The organism is Sporofaciens sp. St.21A7 (genome assembly GCF_059728535.1).
In genome coordinates this window covers 3,666,636-3,688,078 of the sequence record NZ_BAAGFN010000001.1, presented here as the reverse complement: position 1 = coordinate 3,688,078, position 21,443 = coordinate 3,666,636, and the positions used below count along the sequence as shown (strand labels likewise).

The following is a 21,443-nucleotide window of genomic DNA, read 5'->3' as shown; positions in this document are numbered from 1 at the left end:
AATCCCCTAGATATTTTTAAATAATTCTTCAAGTGATATTCTGTCCATCTCAATAGAGAGAGCAAATTTCTCTTGGCTTATGCCTTTAGAGTTCCTTAATTCCTTGATACGCTGACCTGATTTTTCTTTTACCATTATGTGGTTTCTCCTTTTTGATAGGTCAATTTTATAGAAAAGTTGTTTTTAAGACAACGGACTATAAGCAATAGTTAAAGAAAAGAAGCAGGAAGTTACAGCTTATTCACTGTATAGTAAACAGGCAAAAAAAGAACAAAAGTTAATCCATTAGAAGATGTTTATCCCCAATTACCTAAAAAGAAGTACCAGGTGATATATGCAGAGCCGCCGTGGGATTATGGAGGTAAGATGAAATATGATAACTACCATTAAGGATGAAAATGTAGGATTTGAGAAAAAAATATTTATTAGTTCTGCGACATTTAAGTATCCGACTATTAAATTAAAGCAGTTGAAAGAGCTGGATGTGAATACAATTGCTGCCGATGATTGTACACTTTTTATGTGGACGACCGGACCACAAATGGCGAATGCAATTGAATTAGGAAAAGCATGGGGATTTGAACATAAAACTATGGCGTTTGTATGGGATAAGATGGTTCATAATCCTGGCAGATATACGTTATCCCAGACAGAATTTGTATTGGCATTCAAAAAAGGAAGATTCCCACAACCACGTGGTGCAGGAAATATAAAGCAGATGGTTGCTGTACCGCGTGGAAAACATAGTGAAAAACCTCTGGAAGTAATAGATGGCATTACGAAAATGTTCCCGGAACAAGATAAAATAGAATTGTTTGCCAGAAATAATTTTAATGGCTGGGATAATTGGGGGTTAGAAATTCCAGATTCCAAAATAGATATTATTACTGGTATAGATAATGAAGATGCTTCTGAGGAGTCAGATGGACAGATCATCATGAAGTTTTAATATGTGGTACATAGAGAAGGACAGCGGCAGTAGAACTATCAAGATTCAGGACAGCAACGACTTTGAATCTTGATGGTTCCGCTGCCATTTTGTTTACACGATATAGATTCCTCTCTATTGCGGTCAATTTACCCTATAGCCATCCGATAGATCTCTGCCATATCCTCCCGCCCCAGTTTCTTCACGATTCCAATCGTACGCGTATTCCCAAAACTGCATTTCTCCGCCAGTTCCAAAATTTGCTCCTTCGTAGGCTCAATGCCCAGTTCCCGCAGAGAAGTCGGCATCCCGATGCTCCGGTAAAAATCCTCCATAGCTTCAATCCCTGCAAGGGCAGTCTCTTCGGCAGAACTTTTTTCAGGAATCATCAAAACCTTTACGGCAAGGCTTGCAAACCTGTCTGGGCGCGCCCTGTAAACATACCGCGCCCAGCTTCCCCAGATAGCGGCAAGACCTGCCCCGTGGATAACGTCGAACATGCCGCTCAGCTCATGCTCCAACTGGTGAGAAGCAAAGTCGCCTCCGTCAGTCCCGCACCCGGTCAGCCCGTTATGGGAAAGGCTAGAAGCCCACATGACTTCGGCGCGGGCCTCGTAGTTCTCAGGATCGTCCCTCAAGGTTCTTGCACTTTTTATTACCGTCCGCAGCAAAGCCTCGCTGATTCCGTCGGTCATCTCCATATTCGTCCCATGGTTTAAGTATCTCTCTAAAGTATGCATCATGATATCCACACATCCGCTCTGGGTCTGGTAATCCGGCAAAGTGCAGGTAAGTTCCGGATTGAGGACGGCAAAACGGCAGCGGCAGTAATTACTGCTGTACCCACGTTTTATCCAGCCCGCTTCATTGGTAATGACAGAAGAATTGCTCATCTCGCTTCCGGCAGCGGCGATGGTAAGCACGGCGCCAATGGGAAGGCAGGCGGACGCCGTCCGTTTTCTGGCGTAGAAGTCCCAGACGTCCCCTTCGTTGGCCATTCCATACCCGATTGCCTTTGCAGAATCAATGACGCTTCCGCCGCCAACTGCAAGGATGAAGTCCACGCCCTCCTGACGGGCAAGGGATATACCTTCCCGCACCTTAGAAAGACGCGGGTTAGGAACGACGCCGCCCAGTGAAACATAGGGGATTCCCTCTGCGTCCAGCGCCCCATAGACACGGTCTAAAAGCCCGGAGCGCACAACGCTTCCGCCTCCATAATGGACGAGTACCTTCTGGCAGTTCAATTCTTTGATAAGCTTCCCGGTTTCTGATTCCGTGTTTCTGCCAAATACGACTTTAGTCGGGGCATAATATTCAAAGTTATGCATAGATTTAACCTCCTACTGTTTTTTATATTCTCAAGAGCCAATATAGGCCCGTAAGATTTAGCTCAGTTTCCTGCACATATCCTGAATCAGGTTTTCATACCTGAGTATGGTGCGAATGTCCTCCTCGCTGAAATTTTCGTCCAGATAGGCAGTGATTTCCTTACTGCGCAGCCTGTCATATTCCAGATATTCCCCATAGACCCTGTTACCGTCGTCGGTCAGAGAAATAACAGAATACCGTTTGTCCTGAGGGTCTTTATCTTTCCGGATGAATCCCTTTTTCATCAGCCGTCCCGCAATCTGGGTGGCGGCTCCCTGGGTGATGTTCATTTTCCTGGCAATCTCGCTCATGGTAAGAGAGTTGTCCGGACCGATATATAGAAGAAAATGCATTTCCCGCAGGTATAATTTCTGACCTTTTACATATTCGCGGTCCGTATACATGTAATTGTGGTAAGCAAGAGTTGCGTTACGTGTGGCTGTGATTAATTCTTTCGTCAGGTCTATATCCTTCATGGTCAACTCCTTTTTGTGTAATTCGCTGAAATATTAAAAATAGTGTTTGACAAACCATACAAAAGTGATATAATTACTTTAGAATCTAAAATAACTATTCACCAGTCTGCATGAATCCTAACTCTATTTTAATGTACAATTTGGATTTATGCAATAATTTTTAACCAATTACTTTAGATACTAAAGTAATTGCAAAAGGAGGAATGTGATGATTTTCTATTTTTCAGGAACAGGAAATTCTGCGGCTGTGGCAAAGATAGCAGCCAGAGAGCTTGGAGACCAGGCCGTGGATATCATCGGGAAACGGGCGGAAGATTATGATTTATCCAGTGAGGAATATCTGGGATTTATATTCCCGATTTATGCATGGGCCGCGCCGGAAGTCATGCAGCAGTTTGCACAGGGGATTGGGCGGACGGATGCGTACACATTTGCTGTGGGGACGTTCAGCAATGTGGCGGGTATGGCGCTTGAGCAGTTTTCGGAGATTGTGCCGTTAAAGGGCGGGTTCGGGATTGTGATGCCGGATAATTATCCGGTGACAGACCATATCATTGACACGAAGGAAAGCGCTATGGAAAAACTTTGTAAGGCCAAGGAGCGGGTTGCGGATGTGGTCAGGCGCATTAAGTGCAAGGAGGAGGTCTTTGACGTAAAGCGGGGAGAAGACGCACGGGATAATACTTATCTGAAAGCCCCGGTATTCAACGCCGAATGGAGGAAGACGAAACCCTACCACGTTTCGGACGCTTGTATCGGCTGCGGGCTGTGCCAGCGGAAATGTCCGGCAGAGGCAATCCGGATGGAGGATGGGAAGCCAATCTGGGTCAAAGAGGATTGCTATCTGTGTATGGCATGCCTGAATTACTGCCCTGTAGAAGCAATTGACTATGGTATACATAGCAGCGGCAGATGGAGATATTATTTCAAAGGTTTTTCAGAAGAAAATTATATTAGGGAGGGAGAGAAACATGAAACGAATACCGATACTGATGGACTGCGACCCAGGGCATGACGACGCCATTGCCATTATCTTAGCCCTGTCATCTGAGAAGCTTAACGTGCTCGGCATTACGACTGCCTGTGGGAACCAGACCATTGAGAAGACCACGAAAAATGCCCAAGGAATCTGTGAATTCTTAGGGCGCAGGGACATCCCGATTGCCAAGGGGCGCAATGCGCCGCTCCTTACGCCGGTCTATACGGCGGGAATCGCCCATGGGGAAAGCGGGCTGGACGGCCCTAAGCTTCCGGAGCCTGTGGCGCCTTTGCAGGAAGAAAGCGCAGTTGTTTTTATGGCGAAGAAGATTGAAAGCGCCGATGAACCGGTAACATTGGTCCCTACGGGACCGTTGACCAATATTGCCACGCTGATTCTGTGTTATCCCCATCTGATTCCAAAGATAGGCCAGATTGTCCTGATGGGCGGCTCTATTGTCAGCGGGTGCAGCGGGAGAGGGGCGTCGGAGTTCAATATCATGGTGGACCCCTATGCGGCAGACATCGTGTTTACTTCGGGAGTCCCGATTGTGATGATGGGGCTGGACGTTACGAATTACACAACCATTGGATTCGATGAAAAAGAGAAGTTCCGGGCAGCCGGCCGTGTGGGGACGCTGGTAGCGGATCTGGCAGACTTCTTCGGGCGAGGGTTCGAGATGGTGGGATGGTGCGGCGTACCTGTCCATGATGCCTGTACGGTTGCCTACCTGATTGATCCGTCGCTGTTTACCATGAAAGAGATGAATGTCCGGATTGATTTGACCGGTGAATTTACTATGGGCAGTACGGTTGGGGATTACTGCGGGGCAGAGGGCCGGGAGGCCAACGCCCTTGTGGGGATTTCCTCTGACAGGGAACGGTTCGTGGAGCTTTTGCTCAATGCATGTGCAAGTTATGGGAAAGGAGACAAGGAGGATGAGTAGAATACCGGTTTTAATAGACACAGACGGCCAGATGGACAGCCTGTGGGGGATGATTCTGGCGAAACGGTTACTGGATGTGAAGGCTGTGACGGTATGTTCCGGGAAAAATGACAATCCGGAGCATGCATTTTCAAATGCAGCGGGATTTGCTGCCATGGCGGGGCTGGACTTTAAGATTTCGGCGGGCAGCAAAAGGGCGGTGCTGACGAAGGGAAAGCCGTCTCAGACGAAGTATCTGCCTGACGGGAAATGTGGGATGCCCCTTCCGGGAAAGAGTGCGGAGTATGAGGAACTTCCGGCATGGGACAGAATCTATGAGACGGCAAAAGCGTTTGGTAAGGAGTTGGTGGTTCTCTGCTTCGGCCCAATGACGAATCTGGCGATTGCGATTTTCAAATATCCGGAAATCTGCCAGATGATACGCAAGGTCGCATTTGTGGGAGGGAGTTACGACTTTGGAGATGTGTCTGCCGTGGCGGAGGCTAATATGGCAACAGACCCGGAGGCGGCGCGGGCAGTATTCCAGAGCGGAATCCGGATGGAGATGTACGGCCTTCACGTGGAGCTTAAATCGGCTCTTTCTAATGCCGAGATTGGCAGAATTGTAGACGGAGCAAACGGGCCGTATACCACGGCGTTTGCCATGAGCGGGATGTCGCACAAGCCTGGGGAACCCATCTACTACGGCCCTGCGCTGGCTGCAATGGGGCTTGGCATGCCGGAAACAATTACATTTGAGCGAAGAAATATTTTCATAGAGACGAGAAGCGACGTCTGCCGGGGAAGGGTCGTCCCGCTGACCATGTACACGCCCCTTGGCTATCCTAAGGATACGAAGGTCGCCATGGAGCTTCACAAGGAGGCCTATATCGAACTGCTGAAAAATACGCTGGCGTCCTATGAGACAATCGACTGATGAAGGAAAGGGGGAATGAGACGATGGGCAAGAAGAAAAAAAAGAAAATGGACAATATGACAAAACTCTTGATTCCATTGGCGGTGGCAATCAATATGCTGGCTTACAATGTGCTGTATTCTACGACGATGGTAATTCTGGGGGATTCCATCGGGACAATTCTGGTGGGAGCCATCTGTGGGCCGGGACCGGGGGCTGTGGTAGGGATATTGTCGAATCTGGTCAATGTCGTCAAGAATCCGGTCATGATTGTTATGCTGCCGCTAAATGTGGCGTTCGGGGTGGTTTCCGGTTATCTTTCAAAGAAGAAGATATTCTTACGTCTCTGGAAAGCGGTTTTATGTACGCCGATTTACGGGTTTATCGGAGGATGGCTCAGCGGAAGCATTATTTTTCTTGCCATGGGCGGTGATTTTTGGGGAAATATGGCGAGCGTTTTCGTGGGGATACCGCTGTTCAATGCGGGCGTGCCCAAGTATTTTGCAATGGCAATCGGGCAGCTTTTGTTCGACTGTATCGACAAGGTGGTCTGCCTGATTCTGGTCTGCCTGATTATCCGGTCGCTTCCAGACCGATTTTTAATAAAATTGCCTTATGGGAAGTATGTGACCAGCAAACAGTATGACGAATCAGAGATAGAATTTTAGCGGAAGGGGGTAGTATTATGACAGATCAGGATTTTATTGAGAGTTTCAGGCGTTATCAGAAGAAAAATAATTGGTGGTGTGATTTTCATCCTGTCGCAAAACTGGTATTCTGCCTTGCGTTTGGGTTTATGTCGTTGATTGTCTTTAAATGGCAGGTAGGGCTTGCAATTTTTCTTCTGGCAGGAATCATTGCCGTCCAGACGCCGGCGAGGAAGACCTATTTTGTTACACTGGGCGTCATGTTCGTAGTGGGATGCCTGTTTACCGTAATCGTGCGGCTCTATGTACATATGGGAGACCCGGGGCCGGCGGCGTTCTATCTGTTTGGGAAGGCAGTTCCGGTGTCGGCTGTCATTAGTTGTCTGGATTTGATTTTTATGATTGAAGGTTTTTTGGGGATATTCATGACATTTTTCCTGACGACGGAAATGAGAGATTTATGTTACAGCCTGGAACAGATTGGTATGTCTCCTTCCGCAACATTTATGGTGCTGTCTACATTTTCGGGAATCGCGTCGATTAAGGAGAAGCTTGGCTGTGTGCGGGAGAGCCAGCGGGCGAGAGGGATTGAGACAGAAGGAAATCTGATTGTGAAAATCAAATCCATTCTTCCTGTGCTGTTCCCGGTTATCATCAGCTCCATGACAGGGGTAGAGGATCGGACGCTGGCGATGGATGCCAGGGCATTTTCCGCAAAAGGGAAACATACGGCGCTCCGCAAAGTAGCGCCTGCGAAAATGTCCGAGAAAATAATCGCAGGCCTTGCAGTTGTCTTTTGTATTGCGGGGAGTGTCGCGGGCAGGATGTATTTGTAGATGGAGGGTTTGGATTATGGGTGTTTGTATTGAGTTTCAGGATGTATCCTATGCCTATCCGCTGACAAAAAAGGCAGCGGTGCGGCATTTGAACTGTAAATTAGAAACTGGGAAATGCTATGGCGTGATTGGACCGAATGCAGGGGGAAAGACGACGTTCTGTAACCTGATGCGGGGGCTTTGTCCCAATTTTTACGGCGGGATTTTAAAAGGTTCGGTATTGGTCAACGGGAAAAATCTTCTGGAATGGGAAGATGAGGAGTTGAGCGTGCAGGTGGGATATGTATTTCAGGACCCCTTCGCCCAGGTCAGCGGAATCAAGGAGACGGTATTTGAAGAGATTGGTATGGGGCTTGAAAATCTTGGGATGGAAGCCGAGGAGATGATTGCACGGATTGTGGAGATTGCCAAAATGGTCTATGTGGATATGCTTTTGCAGAAGAATCCGTTGGCGCTGTCGGGCGGTCAATGCCAGAGGGTGGCGTTTGCGTCTATTCTGGCACTTGACTCGGATATCATCGTGATAGACGAACCTACCAGCCAGCTTGATCCGGAGTCGAGCAACGATGTGTTTGAAATTATTGACCTGTTGAAGAGGCAGGGGAAGACGGTCATTATTGCGGAGCATAAGGTTGATTTGTTAGCGGAATATTGCGACGAGATTATTGCGATTGCAGGAGGAAGCATCATTGCGATGGGCGGGGCCAAGGAGGTTCTTTCGGATGCCATCCTGCGCGATAACGGTGTGCGGATTCCACAGGTGGTCAGCCTGGCCCTGGAGCTTGAGAAGGCAGGAAAGGCTTTTGGGGAAATCCCGATTACGATGGAGGAGACGATTACCATGCTAAAAGAGAGGATGAAGGAGGGGAGAAGTAATGGCAATTAAAGTAGAAAATATTACGTTTTCCTATCCGGACAGCTCTGTTACGGCGGTGGAAAATGTTTCCATGACCATTGAAAAAGGAGAACGAGTCGCGATTATTGGGCAGAACGGAGCGGGAAAGTCTACCACGGTAAAGCTGATGAATAATATTTACAAGCCGACCAGAGGGAGGATTACGGTTGACGGGATTGATACGAAGGAGCAGACGACGGCGCAGATTGCTTCCCATGTAGGGTATGTTTTCCAGAATCCAAACGACCAGATTTTCAATGACGACGTGGTCAGGGAGATTGAATATGTGCTCCGTTACTGGAAACTGCCAAAGGAGGAGATTAGAAGGCGCAGGGAGGAGGCAATCGACGTGACGGGCATCCGGCCCTACCTGGAGACTCATCCCTTCGATATCCCTCTTCCTATCCGGAAGTTTTTGACTATTGCGGTGGTGGTGGCCGTAAGTCCGGATTATGTTATCCTGGATGAACCGACGGCGGGACAGGATTTGTGGGGATGTGCGCAGCTTAAAACGGTTATGGACTATCTTCAGGATAAAGGAAAGGCTGTGCTAACCATTTCCCATGATATGGAATATGTGGCGGAGAATTTTGACCGGATCATCGTGATGGCCCATAAAAATGTGATTGCCGACGGGAATAAAAAGGATATCCTTTACCAGCCAGACGTTTTAAAAGAAGCTCATGTGAAGCCGCCGCTTTCGGCGCAGATTGCGCAGGCGATGGGGATTCGGGGAAAAGTATTGAACTTGAAAGAGCTGGCGGCTGCGGTTAATCTGGAAAAACAATAGAGCTGTTTGAGAAAAAATATCTTGCAATATAGGCTGGTTTGGGCTAAACTATTTAATATGCCAGAGATGCCAGTTAGTGGCTTATAGAGATGGGGTTGTCGGGAAACGAACGATTGTTTTCCGGACAGCCCCATCTTTGTAAATTGCCTTTGGATGAACGGCAAAATGATAAAGTGGGACAGAAGGAGGAGACTATGCGCAGGGCAGACCGTGAAGTAAAGGATTGTAAAGAAATCCATCAAATACTTGAGTCATGCAAGGTATGCAGGCTTGGGATAATGGATGAGGGGAAGGTTTATATCGTACCCATGAATTATGGATATGAATACGAAGAGGGAAAACTGGTACTATATTTCCACGGAGCGAGAGAAGGGAAGAAGCTAAGGCTTCTCGGGGAGAATCCGTCCGTTGGAATCGAGATGGACGGAGAGCATGAATTAGTGGCAGGAAGTACGGCCTGCCAGTACAGTTACTGTTATGCAAGCATTATCGGAGACGGAAAGGCAGAGATCATCACGGACTTGGAAGAGAAATCAAAGGCTCTGGCACTCATCATGAAGCATCAGACGGGAGAATGGTTTGCGGAATTGGAGACGAACCTGAAACTTGGGCAGACGGTAGGGATCATCCGTGTGGAGGTGGATGAATTTAGTTGTAAGCGCCACTATAAGTAACATTAAATTAATGCTTTAAGCTGTGAAAGTATTGTGGTATACTATAAAAGATACGAAAGGATGGAAGATAGAATGTCAGAGAAGAAGAAAGTCATTATGCTCGGCAATGAAGCCATTGCCCGGGGCGCCTATGAGGCGGGGGTAAAGGTATCCGCCGCATATCCGGGCACTCCAAGTACCGAGATTAGTGAATATCTGGTACAGTATAAAGATGACCTGTACTGCGAATGGTCGCCCAACGAGAAGGTGGCGACAGAGGTTGCAATCGGTGCGTCCGTTGCAGGAGTGCGTGCCATGTCCTGTATGAAGCATGTGGGCTTCAACGTGGCGGCAGACCCGGCGTATACGGTGTCCTACATGGGAGTGAACGGCGGACTGGTAATCGTCGTCGCAGACGACCCGGGACTCTACAGTTCCCAGAATGAGCAGGACACCCGAATGGTTGCCCGTGCGGCGCAGCTTCCTGTGTTAGAGCCTTCGGACAGTTCCGAGGCAAAAGAGTTCATGAAGAAGGCATTTGAGCTGAGTGAACAGTTTGACCGCCCCTTTGTTTTCCGCACTACCACTAGGCTTGCCCATTCTCAGGGAGTGGTAGAGCTTGGGGAGCGCAAAGAAGCGGCAGATAAGCCTTACGAGAAGAATGTCCAGAAAACGGTGATGATGCCGGCAAATGCAAAGCAGCGCCACATCGAGATTGAGAAGCGGAACCTGGAACTGGCAGAAGCAGCCAATACGCTTCCGATTAACCGGGTAGAGATGAATGACAGGGCGATTGGCGTGATTACTAGCGGGATTCCCTACCAGTATGTGAAGGAAGCCCTGCCCAATGCCTCTGTGCTGAAGCTTGGGATGGTGAACCCTCTTCCGAGAAAATTGATTGAAGATTTTGCTGCGAAGGTGGAAAAGCTGTATATTATAGAAGAGCTGGATCCCGTCATCGAAGAACAGGTGAAGTCCTGGGGGATTGGGGCAACAGGAAAAGAAATCTTTACCGTGCAGGGAGAGTACAGCGCAAACATGCTCCGAAGAGCAGTCCTTGGAGAGAAGCTAGAGATTGCGCCGCCGGCAAAGGTGCCGGTTAGGCCGCCCATTCTCTGTCCGGGATGCCCCCACAGGAGCGTGTACTATGTGGTGAAGAAGCTGGGGCTTCATGTGGCGGGCGATATCGGCTGCTATACCCTGGGAGCCGTCGCGCCCCTTAGCGTGGTGGATACTACCATCTGTATGGGAGCCAGCATCTCAAGCCTTCACGGTATGGAGAAGGCGAAGGGAAAGGATTACATAAAGAACTGGGTAGCTGCAATCGGAGATTCCACATTTCTCCATACCGGCGTGAATTCCCTGATGAACATGGTATACAACCATGCCACCGGCACGGTGCTGATTCTGGACAATTCTACCACAGGAATGACCGGGCATCAGGATCATGCGGCAACCGGAAAGACGTTACAGGGCGACCCGGCCTACGCTATCGACATTCCGGCGCTCTGCCGTGCAATCGGCGTGAAGAATGTGACGGAAGTGAACGCATTTGACCTTGAGACCCTGGAAAAGGTACTCAAAGAGGAGATTGCAAAGGACGAGGTATCCGTCGTCATCACGAAGACTCCCTGTGTACTGCTTAGCAAAGGAAAGAAACCGTTATACATCGCCCATCAGGATAAATGTAAGAAGTGCGGCATGTGCATGAAACCGGGCTGCCCTGCTATGACCAGGCGGGAGGACGGGACGGTTCGTATTGACGACACCATGTGTACGGGATGCGGGCTTTGCAAAGATTTGTGTAAGTTTGGCGCGATTGAGTTAGTAAAGGCAGGTGACAGATAATGGCGGCGAAGAATATTATGATTGTGGGTGTCGGAGGACAGGGAACCCTTCTGACCAGCAGGATATTGGGCGGACTTGCCACTGCCGGAGGATATGACGTGAAGCTTTCCGAGGTGCATGGAATGGCGCAGAGAGGCGGGAGCGTGGTGACATTCGTCCGCTATGGCGAGCAAGTGGCGGAGCCAATCGTGGAAGAAGGCCAGGCAGACGTGCTGATCGCATTTGAAAGGCTGGAAGCTCTCCGTTATGCACATTTCCTCAAAAAGGACGGCGCGCTGATTGTAAATGACTGGAGAATCGACCCCATACCCGTGGTGATTGGAGCCGCAGAGTATCCGGAAGGAATCATAGAGACATTGAAACAGGAACACAAGGTCTATACGGTAAATGCGACGGAGGAATCGAAGAAACTGGGCAATCCAAGGGTATTTAACCTGATTGTGCTGGGAATTGCCGCCTGGCACATGGATTTCTCTAAAGAAGAATGGTATCGGGTAATCGAGAATACCGTGCCGTCTAAGACCATAGACATCAATAAACAGGCGTTTGACGTGGGGTATCATCTTGCGGCAGAGTAGTTGCTTGGTCGTCATGCGCCAACAGGGGGCGAAGGGTATTTTTACAGGTTGGCAGACCGGAATTTGATTCCGAACCACAGTAGAAATAAAATTCAGGACAGGAGTATGAGAAAATGGCAGGAGTATCAATAGAAAACTGGAAAGAAACCATCAGAGATCCGAAAATCGAGTGTATGGGAAGGGACGAGATGAATGCCCTTCAGAGCGAGCGTCTCATCAGGCAGGTAAAGAATGTTTACGAACATGTGGAATTCTACCGCAAAAAAATGGACAGCTTGGGCATAGAACCCGGCGACATCAAGGGAATTGAGGATATCCACAAACTTCCGTTCACCACAAAGGAAGATTTGAGGGACAACTACCCCTTTGGACTGCTGGCAGTCCCTAAGGAGAAGATTGCCCGTGTACAGGGAACTTCAGGGACGACCGGCAAACTGACCCTTGCGTCTTACACACAGAAAGACGTGGACGTTTGGGGCGAGTGTGTGGCAAGAGGCTTGGTGATGGCAGGATTAAGCGCGGCAGACCGCATCCATGTTTGCTACGGTTACGGTCTGTTCACCGGAGGAATGGGACTTGATTTAGGCGCGCAGGCGTTAGGCGCAATGGCAATCCCTATGTCTTCCGGCAACACAAAACGTCAGTTGATGTGCATGGAAGACTTCGGAGCCACTGCATTTGCCTGTACCCCATCTTATGCGCTGTACCTTGCAGAAGCGGCACAGGAGGCAGGGGTGGTAGACCGCTTGCAGATCAAGGCAAGCATCAACGGTGCAGAGCCGTGGACAGACGAGATGCGCAAGAAGATTGAGAGCATTTTCCATATCAACAGCTTCGATATCTACGGATTGTGTGAGATTACGGGGCCAGGCGTGGCCATGGACTGCATCCACCACAAAGGATTGCATGTATACGAGGATTATTTCTATCCGGAAGTACTTAACCCGGCAGACCAGTCTGCATGTGGGGACGGCGAGACAGGAGAACTCGTATTCACCACTCTGGCAAAAGAAGGAATGCCCCTCATCCGTTACAGGACGAAAGACCTCACCAGCATCGAGCACAGCACATGCGAATGTGGAAGGACATTGCCAAGAATCCAGAAATTCACCGGACGTACGGACGATATGAAAGTCATCCGCGGCGTCAACGTTTTCCCGACTCAGGTGGAGACGGCGCTCCTCTCTATGGGCGGCGGCGTAGCGCCTCACTACATGCTCATCGTAGACCGGGAGAACAATCTGGACGTCCTGACCGTCATGGTAGAAGTAGACGAAAAATATTTCTCCGACGAAATCCGGAAACTGGACGCCTTAAAGAACAAAGTCGGAGCCGTATTAAAACAGGCTCTCGGCGTATCCGTGAGAGTAAAGCTTGTCGAGCCAAAGACCATCCAGCGCAGCGAAGGCAAAGCAAAACGTGTCATCGACAACCGCGAGTTGTAAGAGGAGGGAAATACCATGGGTGTAAGCAACACAATTCAGCAATTATCTGTATTTTTGGAGAACAGGGAAGGCCGTCTTGACGACGTGCTGAAAGTCTTGTCTCAAAACGACGTAAATATCGTGGCTTTAAGCCTTGCGGACACTTCCGACTATGGAATGTTACGTATGGTGGTTTCCGACCCGAATAAAGGGCGTACAGCGCTTAAAGAGGCAGGAATCACAGCCATGCTCACCGACGTAGTGGCTTTGCGCGTCCCCCACGCCACAGGTTCCCTAAGTAAAGCGATGCACCAGATCGTCGAAGGGAAAGTCAACGTGGAATACATGTACGCTTTCGCCAACGGAACCGACGCGGCAGCAGTCCTCAAAAGCGACGACCCCGCCCGCGTCATCGATATCCTGAAAGCCAGCGGCTTCGACGTCTACAGCGCCGACGAAGCATACCGCGCAAACCAGTAAAACTAAAAAACATATCAGTAAGGAGCAGCTCCCCTCTGGCGATTCTAAAACACAGCCAGAGGAATAGAGCTGCTCGTGGCCCGATAACTCTGGCAAAAGGGGAGATAGCATATTGTTTCTATCTCCCCTTAATTGTATTATGCTTTCTAAAATTATTTGGCGGAGGATAAAATGTGGAAATAAAAGCCGTAACAGACAGCGACAAACAATTTGTAATGAGTATCGATAACCATGTTGACGATATAGGCTATGCCAACAGGGTATACACAAAGTCCGGCTATGTCATATGGGAGAATAAACAACGGATTGGAATCATCACACACTGCATTTTGTGGGATAACCTCCCATTTCTGAATTTAATATATATTAGAGAAGAATACCGTGGTAAAGGATTTGGAAAGCAAGCAATCATCCACTGGGAAAATGAAATGAAAAACCAAGGCTATAAGATGACCTTGCTCTCAACCCAGGCAGACGAGGAAGCGCAGCATTTATACCGGAAACTAGGCTACATAGACTGCGGCAGCCTGGTATTTCACAACACCCCATTTGACCAGCCCATAGAAATATTCCTCAGAAAAGTCTTATAAGGCAGGACCCGCCGCCCTGCTCGGCGTCCCCCTTGTACGGCACAAATACTACAGGAATCCCCTTGAAAATGAAACAAGCGAAGTGTATAATAAAAAAGAATTTACCAAACAAAGGAGGACACCTATCATGCTAGATAAAAAAGTCGTAGAACTATTAAACCAACAAGTAAACAAGGAATTCTATTCCGCCTACCTATATCTGGATTTTTCCAACTTCTATTTCGACCACGGTCTTGACGGTTTCGGCAACTGGTACAAGATTCAGGCACAGGAAGAGCGCGACCATGCAATGCTCTTTATCCAGTATCTCCAGAACAACGGAGAAAAGGTAGAATTAGAAGCAATCGACAAACCACAGATTGCTTTAGAGAGCGCCAAATCCGTACTGGCAGAGGGCTTAAAACATGAGCAGTACGTAACAAGCCTCATCCATGGAATCTACGATGCCGCATATTCTGTAAAGGACTTCCGCACGATGCAGTTCTTAGACTGGTTCGTGAAAGAACAGGGCGAAGAAGAGACCAATGCAGACAACTTGGTAAAGAAGTTCGAGTTATTCGGAGATGACCCCAAGAGCCTGTATATGCTGGACAATGAGCTGGGTGCGCGTACATATTCTGCCCCGTCTCTGGCGCTTTAATCATGAACCGCAAGAAAGTGGTCTGCTCCTGCCGCAACGTGACAAAGGGCGATATTGCAGACGCCGTGAAAGCCGGGGCCGATTCCTTCAAAGAAGTCAAGAAGGTGACAAAGGTGGGCAAGGGCTGCGGTAAATGCAAGAAAAAAGCGAAGAAGCTGACGAAGAAATTATTGAAGGAAAGAATAGAATGAGTGAGGATATGAAGAAAACTGCTTTGGAGATGATGCGTGTCTCTGAGGCAGTCTATGTTCTGTTGTCCGGATGTACACGCCTGCCTTACGTGGAATGTGATTCGGAGACCTATGACGACCAGATATTACTATTTTACAGGGAAGAAGACGCAAGGAGACGGGCAAAGGAACTGTTAGAAGATAAAAACTTAGTACAGGTCGTTAAGGTGGAGAAGAAGAGCTTCCTGCCGTTCTACACAAGCCTGTATCCCATGGGCGTGAACTGCATCGTGGTCAATGACGGGACATCAAAGAGAATCGCTGTACAGCTTAATGAACTGATTCGGCGCAGCCGTCCCGAACAGCTTCCCAAAGGGCAGGTATGGGTAGAGAATCCGGAGCTGCATCTGACGGCAATCTACTTTATGCAGGAACTCCATAAGAACCAGGGGAAGGAAATGACGGAAGAGATGACAGAACTGTATGAAGAGATGCTCGCACATTTCGGAAGAGGAAAATATATCTTTGCCGTGGGTAAGGACAAAGGAATCCCGGCGTTAAAAGGAAAGGATGGGAAACTATACCAGCCCTTATTCACGGATTCCCAGGAATTCCAGAAATTCAACGGACCGAACCAGCTTAGCGCCATGGTGGTAGAGGCGGATAAGATCCGGAATCTTCTGCCGCCGGAAAGCGAGGGCGTCGTGCTCAATCCTGTTGGAGTGAATGTCCAGTTCAAGATAAGAAAAAGACCAGATAACTGAGGGTTATCTGGTCTTTTCCATAATCTCAATTTCATGTATTGCTTTTAAATATCTAAATCCTATTACTATTTAATATATAAAAGGTACATTCATTACGATTATAAGAATTACTTTGCATTACATTAATTAGATCTTTGTTACATTGACTGCCTGAGGACCCTTAGATCCTTCTGTTACATCGTACTCGACGCTCTGGCCCTCGTCTAAAGACTTGAAACCTTCCATGTTCAGCCCGGAATAGTGGACGAACACATCATTGCCGGTTTCATCAGAAATGAAACCGTAACCCTTTTGGTTGTTGAACCATTTCACTGTACCTTTCATGACAATACCTCCAAACTTAAAGTTAATTTAGAAACTCCGCATCTATAAAATAAATCTATAGATAACTGTCTAATAGACTAGCATATATTTATAAAAGCGTCAAGAGATTTGGGAATATTTTTTATATTTTTACTATAAAACCATAGAGGCGGCGGTATCATTTTACTTGACGAAATGCCCCCAGAAGTGTAAAGTATAGGGTATGGGATGATTAATGAGATAACAGAGGACAAGAGTATGATCACATTGACGGGGAAAAAAGTATCGGAAGGAATTGCCATGGGCAAGTTATCCTTCTATAAGCGGGATTCCAAGGAGATTCGGCGAATCTATGTAAAAGACGTGGAGAAGGAAGTACAGCGGTTCCAAAAAGCGCGTCAGAAGGCGTTACAGGAACTAAAAGAGCTGTATGAGACGGCAGCCAAAGAAGTAGGAGAGGCGAACGCCGCGATTTTTGAGATGCAGCAGATGATACTGGAAGATCAGGATCTGGTTGACAAGGTTACGGGAATCATTGTCGAGCAGAAGCTGAACGCGGAGTATGCGATAGAGAATGCGGCGGAGAATTTTATTGCGACGGCAGTGGAGAACGATAAGAATTATGTACAGGGGCATGACGCGGATGTCTGGGATGTGGCGAATCGCCTTCAGAATATCCTGGCGAGAGGGTGGAAGGATAAGATGCTGATGGACGAGCCGTTTGTGCTGGCGGCGGGGGAGTTGTACCCCAGCGAGGCAGTCCAGCTTGATAAGACGAAGGTACTGGGATTCGTTACGAGGTATGGGACGATCAATTCCCATACGGCGGTGCTTGCAAGGACGAAAGGGATTCCGTCAGTGATTGGGCTTGGGGAAGCGTTAAAGAAGGATTACGAGGGCAAGACGATCATCGTGGACGGGTTCGAGGGCAAGATATATATTGAGCCAGATTATACGACGATAACGAAGATGCGGCAGAAGCAGGACGCCAACCATACTCAGGTACAGAATCTTGAACGGCTCAAGGGGAAGGAGAATATTACCCAGAGCGGGCAGAAGATTGATGTCTGTGCGAATATCGGGAACCGGGAGGATATTGAGAACGTGCTGCGCTGCGACGCAGGCGGGATTGGGTTGTTTCGGAGCGAATTTTTGTATATGGAGAGCGGTTCTAAGCCTCCGACAGAGGAATATCAGTTCCAGGTGTACAAGCTTGCCGCAGAGTCCATGGGATTTAAGAAGGTGGTCATCCGGACGGCAGATTTAGGAGGAGAGAAGACGGCGGAGTGTCTGGACTTAGGGACAGACCCTAACCCGGCAATCGGCTACCGGGGAATCCGGGTGTCTCTCGACAAGGAAGAAGTATTCAAGACACAGCTGCGTGCGATTCTGCGCGCTTCTGCATTCGGGAATCTTTCCGTTATGTTTCCGATGATTACATCCATCGAAGAGGTAAAGCTGGCAAAATTAATGCTTGAGAAGGCGAAAAAGGAGCTGAAAAAAGAGAAGACCGGCTTTGATTCAGACATTCCGGTAGGCGTCATGATTGAGACTCCGGCGGCGGTCATGATCAGCGGGGAACTGGCGAGAGAAGTTGATTTTTTCAGTATTGGGACCAATGACCTGCTGCAGCTGACCCTTGGAATGGACCGGCAGAACGAGAAGCTTGAGCGGTATTTTAATCCTCACCACTCGGCGCTTCTTAAAATGATTCGGATTATTACGAATAATGTACATCTGGAGGAGAAGCATATCAGCGTGTGCGGCGATATGGCGGCTGATTTAGAGATGACAGAGTATCTTATTCAGATAGGGATAGATGAGCTGTCTGTGGCGCCAAATCAAGTGCTTGCGCTGCGCAAAAAGATTCGGGAGATACAATAGAATTCTAAGAATGAAAGAACGAGAGGCAGATAATGAGAGGAAGCTGTCTGAAAGATTTTCCCCTTTCAGGCAGCTTCCTCTATTTTCATGATTTTATTTTAGCAGAAGTACGGTGACATTGCCGCAAAGTCCGTCTGCCTTAGATAGATGGGCGTCAAACGCCCCTTAGGCTGTTCCTTACAGAGTATCCTCACGCCGGATATATCCCGGATTCGCAGGATCGGCAATAATCTCCTTCGCATGTATAATCTTCGCGTGTTTGTCTACCACCTGGCAATCTATGATGACGTCATTCCCAACAAGCGCTCCTGGAAGTACGACACTGTTCTTCACCACAGCGCCCTTCTTGATGACACATCCACGTCCGATTACGGAATTCTCAACCGTACCTTCAATCAGGCATCCGTTGGATACGACTGAACTCTTTACGTCCGCCGTGTCAAAATACTGTGTCGGACAGGAATCATTGGTTCTGGTGTATACAGGCCACTCGTCGTCGAACAGGTCCGTCGCCCTCTTGGCGTCAATCAGCTCTATGTTCGCATTGTAGAAGCTATTCAAATCTGTGATAGATGCAAAATATCCTCTGTGGGAGATACCGCGTACATCAAGCTCTTCACAGGCATTGTTGACGATATCTGCCAGCGTGTACATGGAGGACAGAGACTTTGCTTTCTTAATCAGGTCAAGGAACAGTTCCTTCTTCATAATATATGTATCCATGAAAATGTTCCTGTTCTTAGCGTTGCCTCGGTTCGGCTCTAATGACAAGACGCCCTTCTGGCGGTTCAGGTTCAGTGCGTTACAGTTCAGGAAAGATTCACGGGCATTGTCTACACTGTGGTATAAAAGTGTAATATCTGCCTCAGACTCGATATGGTTCGCAAGCAAGGTGTTGAAGTCGGCAGAGTATACCATATAGCTGGGGGCAATCACCACATAAGGCTGGTGGGAACGCTCGATACACTCTAAATTCGCCGTGAATGCGGCAATATCTGTGTTATAGAGGTCGTTGTCGCCCTTAGACTCCGAGAACAGGATATGCAGCCGTCCGCGCTTGGAGTTGATGTTGTAGTGACGTCCGGTTCCAAGATGTTCCACCAGGGAGCGCGGTTTCCTTCTGATATATACCTGAATGCGGTCAATACCGCTGTTGCTCATATTTGAAATCGGGAAATCGATGACACGGTATCTGCCAAGGAAAGAGAAAGCGCCGATGGGGCGGTATTCTTCCAGTCCTTTCACCCAGATGTGATTTCCGGAAAAATTAATGATTCCTAATGCTTTACTCATATTATTCTACCCCCTTTACACGTTTTGCCACCAGTTCGATGTGTTCGCTGTCTGCGCTTCCAACGACCGCATTCCTGCCGATCTTCACGCCGTCGGCTACCAGTGCGCGCTGTACAACGGCGCCTGCTTCAACTTTCGCGCCAGGCATCAGGACGCTGTCAATGACCCGTGCGCCTTCCCCGACTTCCACTCCTGTAAAGAGGACGGAATTCTTGACCTCGCCTTCGATGATACAGCCCTGTGTGATGAATGCACGCTTAATGCTGGCATCAGGACCTACATAGTGTGGCAGGGTGGTAACGTCTTCCGTATAAATCTTCCATGTCGGGTCATTCAAGTCAAGTTCATTGTTCGTGTCCAGAAGATCCATGTTCGCTTCCCAGAGGGAATCGATGGTTCCAACATCCTTCCAGTAGCCTTTGAACTTGTATGCATACAGCGTCTTGTGGTCAGCAAGAAGCTGCGGGATAATATCTTTACCGAAGTCATGCTTGGAATCCGGATTCTTCATGTCGGCAACCAGAAGCTTGCGAAGAGGTTTCCAGGTAAAGATATAGATACCCATTGAAGCAAGATTGCTCTTAGGATTCGCCGGCTTCTCCTCGAATTCAACGATATGCCCTTCTTCGTCCGTATTCATGATGCCGAAACGGCTTGCTTCTTTGAGAGGCACCTCAATTACGGCGATCGTTGCGTCGGCGTTTTGTGCCTTATGCTCGGCAAGCATCTTGGCATAGTTCATCTTGTAGATATGGTCGCCGGAAAGGACAAGGAGGTATTCCGGAGAGTAGGTATCAATAAAGTCGATATTCTGGGAAATCGCGTCTGCTGTTCCGCGGTAAACATCCAGATTGGCGTCAGCCTTCTCACGGGGCGGAAGTACATAGACACCGCTGTCTTTTGCGTCCAGACCCCAGCGGCGTCCGGCTGCAACGTAACTGTTCAATAAAACGGATTCATATTGTGTCAGTACGCCGATCACATCAATGCCGCTATTGGCACAGTTGCTTAACGGGAAATCAACAATGCGGTACTTTCCACCATATGATACAGCCGGCTTTGCCACCTTATTCGTAAGGTCATGCAGCCTGGAGCCACGGCCACCGGCCAAAATCATCGCTAACATAGTATTTTGCTTCATAGTGAGCCCTCTCTTTCCATTTGTGTTACATGATAATAGATATTATACAATTTTTTTCTCATTCTTTCCATATTTTTGTGCAAAAAAAGAAAAATTTCTTGTAAAAATTGTCATGTATCTAACTGGTAATGGGTAATAGTATGGAGAAACCAGTGTGATATCAGATAAAATTTGTTAAAAGAAAAGATTTTCTGAAAATAATCCTTACATTTGCCGTTTATCCGTGATATAATACAGTATAGAAAAGGATTATATGTCGTTGGGAAGACGTAATTCCATAGGTGGGGCTCCAGACATACTGGCGTACAATCTGAAGGCAACAAGGGGGAAGCCGCAATGATTGTACGCTGTTTTTTAAATCCTTTTCAGCGTAATGGTAATGTCAGGACAGAGAGGAGGTTCGTTATGTTCAAAATCGGTGATTATGTAGCGCATTATAAGGAGGGCGTCTGTGAGGTGATAGACATCGGGAGGCTTGATATAAGCTGTTCGGACAAGCAGAAGGAATACTATACCTTAAAGCCGCTTTATAATGTCAAAGGAACTTTGTATACACCTGTGGAGAACGAGAAGAGACAGATTAGAGAATTGATTTCCGGTCAGGAGGCAAAGAAACTGATTGGCGAGATGGGAAGCATTGAGACGATTGGAGTCACGGATGAGAAGAAGAGGGAAGTGTTCTATAAAGAAGCTCTCTTAAAGAACCAGTGCAGGGAATGGGTAGCTTTGCTCAAGACGTCTTATATGCGCAAGATGAACCGGATTGCATCCGGGAAGAAGTCCATTAATGTAGATGAAAAGTATCTGAGCATAGCAGAGAAGTTTTTGTTCGGGGAACTTGCCTTTGTGTTAGATATGCCAAAGGAAGAAGTACGGGGGTATATAGAGAAGTGTTTAGAAGAGTAACAAAAG

25 protein-coding genes are annotated in these 21,443 nt (G+C 48.0%); 19 read left to right on the top strand and 6 right to left on the bottom strand.

Translation table 11 applies throughout. The features are described 5' to 3' along the window. Window positions 1-6 precede the first annotated feature (6 nt). Window positions 7-135 (bottom strand): hypothetical protein, encoded by a 129-nt coding sequence (locus tag AC6I3O_RS18370; RefSeq protein ID WP_497852090.1) that lies wholly within the window; start codon window positions 133-135, stop codon window positions 7-9. 238 nt (window positions 136-373) lie between these two features. Between AC6I3O_RS18370 and AC6I3O_RS18365 the strand changes: the two genes are divergently transcribed. Next, on the top strand, window positions 374-949 hold the full coding sequence (locus tag AC6I3O_RS18365; protein WP_497852089.1) for an MT-A70 family methyltransferase: 576 nt from the start codon (window positions 374-376) through the stop codon (window positions 947-949). Between the two features lie 128 nt (window positions 950-1,077). On the opposite strand, the gene AC6I3O_RS18360 is transcribed toward AC6I3O_RS18365, so the two are convergent. Further along, a complete protein-coding gene (locus AC6I3O_RS18360; protein ID WP_497852088.1) occupies window positions 1,078-2,259 on the bottom strand; it encodes an iron-containing alcohol dehydrogenase in 1,182 nt (393 codons plus the stop codon). Window positions 2,260-2,316: 57 nt separating this feature from the next. Beyond that, entirely contained in the window at window positions 2,317-2,775 is a 459-nt protein-coding gene (locus AC6I3O_RS18355) for a MarR family winged helix-turn-helix transcriptional regulator (protein WP_497852087.1), read from the bottom strand. A gap of 208 nt (window positions 2,776-2,983) precedes the next feature. Here AC6I3O_RS18355 and AC6I3O_RS18350 point away from each other — a divergent pair, with 208 nt between their 5' ends. The 16 genes from AC6I3O_RS18350 to AC6I3O_RS18275 all read left to right on the top strand — a co-directional run bounded on the left by AC6I3O_RS18350 (window position 2,984) and on the right by AC6I3O_RS18275 (window position 15,910). Next, window positions 2,984-3,790 (top strand): EFR1 family ferrodoxin, encoded by an 807-nt coding sequence (locus AC6I3O_RS18350; RefSeq protein WP_497852086.1) that lies wholly within the window; start codon window positions 2,984-2,986, stop codon window positions 3,788-3,790. Then, window positions 3,747-4,700 carry a nucleoside hydrolase gene (locus AC6I3O_RS18345; RefSeq protein ID WP_497852085.1) on the top strand — a complete coding sequence of 318 codons (954 nt, stop codon included), beginning with the start codon at window positions 3,747-3,749 and terminating at the stop codon, window positions 4,698-4,700. The genes AC6I3O_RS18350 and AC6I3O_RS18345 overlap by 44 nt, the downstream gene beginning before the upstream one ends. Further along, complete coding sequence (locus tag AC6I3O_RS18340) at window positions 4,693-5,616, top strand: nucleoside hydrolase (RefSeq protein ID WP_497852084.1); 924 nt, start codon at window positions 4,693-4,695, stop codon at window positions 5,614-5,616. The genes AC6I3O_RS18345 and AC6I3O_RS18340 overlap by 8 nt, the downstream gene beginning before the upstream one ends. Window positions 5,617-5,639: 23 nt before the next feature. Further along, the gene (locus AC6I3O_RS18335) at window positions 5,640-6,263 is read left to right on the top strand and encodes a hypothetical protein (RefSeq protein WP_497852083.1); all 624 of its coding nucleotides are present in this window, start codon (window positions 5,640-5,642) and stop codon (window positions 6,261-6,263) included. A 17-nt stretch (window positions 6,264-6,280) separates the two neighbouring features. After that, the gene (locus tag AC6I3O_RS18330; protein WP_497852082.1) at window positions 6,281-7,078 is read left to right on the top strand and encodes an energy-coupling factor transporter transmembrane component T; all 798 of its coding nucleotides are present in this window, start codon (window positions 6,281-6,283) and stop codon (window positions 7,076-7,078) included. A 16-nt stretch (window positions 7,079-7,094) separates the two neighbouring features. Continuing rightward, window positions 7,095-7,964 (top strand): energy-coupling factor ABC transporter ATP-binding protein, encoded by an 870-nt coding sequence (locus AC6I3O_RS18325; RefSeq protein ID WP_497852081.1) that lies wholly within the window; start codon window positions 7,095-7,097, stop codon window positions 7,962-7,964. Further along, window positions 7,954-8,763 (top strand): energy-coupling factor ABC transporter ATP-binding protein, encoded by an 810-nt coding sequence (locus tag AC6I3O_RS18320; RefSeq protein WP_497852080.1) that lies wholly within the window; start codon window positions 7,954-7,956, stop codon window positions 8,761-8,763. Before AC6I3O_RS18325 ends, AC6I3O_RS18320 begins: the two co-directional genes overlap by 11 nt. A 194-nt stretch (window positions 8,764-8,957) precedes the next feature. Further along, a complete protein-coding gene (locus AC6I3O_RS18315; RefSeq protein ID WP_497852079.1) occupies window positions 8,958-9,437 on the top strand; it encodes a pyridoxamine 5'-phosphate oxidase family protein in 480 nt (159 codons plus the stop codon). Between the two features lie 72 nt (window positions 9,438-9,509). Next, window positions 9,510-11,264 carry an indolepyruvate ferredoxin oxidoreductase subunit alpha gene (iorA, locus tag AC6I3O_RS18310; RefSeq protein WP_497852078.1) on the top strand — a complete coding sequence of 585 codons (1,755 nt, stop codon included), beginning with the start codon at window positions 9,510-9,512 and terminating at the stop codon, window positions 11,262-11,264. Then, on the top strand, window positions 11,264-11,842 hold the full coding sequence (locus tag AC6I3O_RS18305; protein WP_497852077.1) for an indolepyruvate oxidoreductase subunit beta: 579 nt from the start codon (window positions 11,264-11,266) through the stop codon (window positions 11,840-11,842). The genes iorA and AC6I3O_RS18305 overlap by 1 nt, the downstream gene beginning before the upstream one ends. Before the next feature lie 113 nt (window positions 11,843-11,955). Then, window positions 11,956-13,287 carry a phenylacetate--CoA ligase family protein gene (locus tag AC6I3O_RS18300; protein ID WP_497852076.1) on the top strand — a complete coding sequence of 444 codons (1,332 nt, stop codon included), beginning with the start codon at window positions 11,956-11,958 and terminating at the stop codon, window positions 13,285-13,287. 15 nt (window positions 13,288-13,302) lie between these two features. Next, window positions 13,303-13,746: an ACT domain-containing protein gene (locus AC6I3O_RS18295; RefSeq protein ID WP_497852075.1), complete on the top strand. Its 444-nt coding sequence runs from the start codon at window positions 13,303-13,305 to the stop codon at window positions 13,744-13,746. A gap of 173 nt (window positions 13,747-13,919) precedes the next feature. Beyond that, window positions 13,920-14,336 carry a GNAT family N-acetyltransferase gene (locus AC6I3O_RS18290; RefSeq protein ID WP_497852074.1) on the top strand — a complete coding sequence of 139 codons (417 nt, stop codon included), beginning with the start codon at window positions 13,920-13,922 and terminating at the stop codon, window positions 14,334-14,336. Window positions 14,337-14,463: 127 nt separating this feature from the next. Next, a complete protein-coding gene (locus AC6I3O_RS18285; protein WP_497852073.1) occupies window positions 14,464-14,976 on the top strand; it encodes a ferritin in 513 nt (170 codons plus the stop codon). Window positions 14,977-14,978: 2 nt separating this feature from the next. Continuing rightward, the gene (locus AC6I3O_RS18280; RefSeq protein ID WP_497852072.1) at window positions 14,979-15,167 is read left to right on the top strand and encodes a (2Fe-2S)-binding protein; all 189 of its coding nucleotides are present in this window, start codon (window positions 14,979-14,981) and stop codon (window positions 15,165-15,167) included. Continuing rightward, entirely contained in the window at window positions 15,164-15,910 is a 747-nt protein-coding gene (locus AC6I3O_RS18275) for an SseB family protein (protein WP_497852071.1), read from the top strand. The genes AC6I3O_RS18280 and AC6I3O_RS18275 overlap by 4 nt, the downstream gene beginning before the upstream one ends. 126 nt (window positions 15,911-16,036) lie before the next feature. Here the strand turns inward: AC6I3O_RS18275 and AC6I3O_RS18270 are convergent, their stop codons facing one another. Further along, on the bottom strand, window positions 16,037-16,234 hold the full coding sequence (locus AC6I3O_RS18270) for a cold shock domain-containing protein (protein ID WP_491869246.1): 198 nt from the start codon (window positions 16,232-16,234) through the stop codon (window positions 16,037-16,039). 237 nt (window positions 16,235-16,471) lie between these two features. Between AC6I3O_RS18270 and ptsP the strand changes: the two genes are divergently transcribed. Beyond that, window positions 16,472-18,097, top strand: coding sequence for a phosphoenolpyruvate--protein phosphotransferase (gene ptsP, locus AC6I3O_RS18265; protein WP_497852070.1), 1,626 nt, complete (start codon window positions 16,472-16,474; stop codon window positions 18,095-18,097). 177 nt (window positions 18,098-18,274) lie between these two features. Here the strand turns inward: ptsP and glgD are convergent, their stop codons facing one another. After that, complete coding sequence (glgD, locus tag AC6I3O_RS18260; RefSeq protein ID WP_497852069.1) at window positions 18,275-19,390, bottom strand: glucose-1-phosphate adenylyltransferase subunit GlgD; 1,116 nt, start codon at window positions 19,388-19,390, stop codon at window positions 18,275-18,277. 1 nt (window position 19,391) lies between these two features. Continuing rightward, complete coding sequence (locus tag AC6I3O_RS18255) at window positions 19,392-20,531, bottom strand: glucose-1-phosphate adenylyltransferase (RefSeq protein ID WP_497852068.1); 1,140 nt, start codon at window positions 20,529-20,531, stop codon at window positions 19,392-19,394. Window positions 20,532-20,936: 405 nt separating this feature from the next. Here AC6I3O_RS18255 and AC6I3O_RS18250 point away from each other — a divergent pair, with 405 nt between their 5' ends. Beyond that, window positions 20,937-21,437 (top strand): CarD family transcriptional regulator, encoded by a 501-nt coding sequence (locus AC6I3O_RS18250; RefSeq protein WP_497852067.1) that lies wholly within the window; start codon window positions 20,937-20,939, stop codon window positions 21,435-21,437. The last annotated feature ends 6 nt before the right edge of the window (window positions 21,438-21,443 follow it).